This is a genomic window from Streptomyces sp. NPDC087845, from assembly GCF_044742755.1.
Lineage (GTDB): Bacteria > Actinomycetota > Actinomycetes > Streptomycetales > Streptomycetaceae > Streptomyces.
In genome coordinates, this window is sequence record NZ_JBIUVC010000057.1 from 1 (window position 1) to 1101 (window position 1101).

1 protein-coding gene is annotated in these 1101 nt (G+C 64.2%); it reads left to right on the forward strand.

Annotated features, from left to right (window positions below):
• On the forward strand, positions 1–1098 hold a 1098-nt coding region (locus ACIOMQ_RS41440; RefSeq protein WP_402192912.1), incomplete at its 5' end, for a signal recognition particle protein.
• Positions 1099–1101: the final 3 nt, after the last annotated feature.

Here is a 1101-nt window from a genome sequence, read left to right on the forward strand (position 1 = left end):
GCGGACCGTGCCGGTGTGGCGGTGTACGCGCCGGAGCCGGGCAACGGCGTCGGTGACCCGGTCCAGGTCGCCAAGGATTCCATCGAGCATGCCCGGTCGAAGCAGTTCGACGTGGTGATCGTCGACACCGCGGGCCGCCTCGGTATCGATCAGGAGCTGATGCGGCAGGCCGCGGACATCCGCGACGCGGTCAGTCCCGACGAGATCCTTTTCGTTGTCGACGCGATGATCGGTCAGGACGCGGTCAATACGGCCGAGGCGTTCCGTGACGGTGTCGGTTTCGACGGTGTGGTGCTTTCCAAGCTCGATGGTGATGCCCGTGGTGGTGCGGCCCTGTCGATCGCCCATGTGACGGGCAAGCAGGTCATGTTCGCGTCGAACGGTGAGAAGCTCGGGGACTTCGACGCCTTCCATCCCGACCGGATGGCGTCGCGCATTCTCGACATGGGTGATCTGCTCACGTTGATCGAGCAGGCGGAGAAGACGTTCAGTCAGGAAGAGGCCGCCAAGATGGCCTCGAAGCTGGCGTCGAGCAAGGGCAAGGATTTCACGCTCGACGATTTCCTGTCCCAGATGGAGCAGGTCCGGAAGATGGGGTCCATCTCCAAGCTGCTCGGGATGCTGCCGGGTATGGGGCAGATCAAGGATCAGATCAACAACATCGACGAGCGTGATGTGGATCGTGCTGCCGCGGTCATCAAGTCGATGACGCCGAGGGAGCGTGCGGAGCCGACGATCATCAATGGTTCGCGCCGGGCCCGTATCGCCAAGGGTTCCGGTGTTGAGGTGAGTGTGGTGAAGAACCTGGTGGAGCGGTTCTTCGACGCGCGCAAGATGATGTCGAAGATGGCGCAGGGCGGCGGCATGCCGGGGATGCCGGGGATGCCGGGCATGGGTGGTGGCCCCGGTCGGCAGAAGAAGCAGGTCAAGCAGGCCAAGGGCAAGCGCAAGAGTGGTAACCCGATGAAGCGCAAGGCCGAGGAGCAGGCGGCCGCGGCCCGTCGTGAGCAGGCCGCGCAGGGCGGCGCGTTCGGTCTGCCGGCGCAGGACGACAAGAACTTCGAGCTGCCCGACGAGTTCAAGAAGTTCATGGGCTGAACG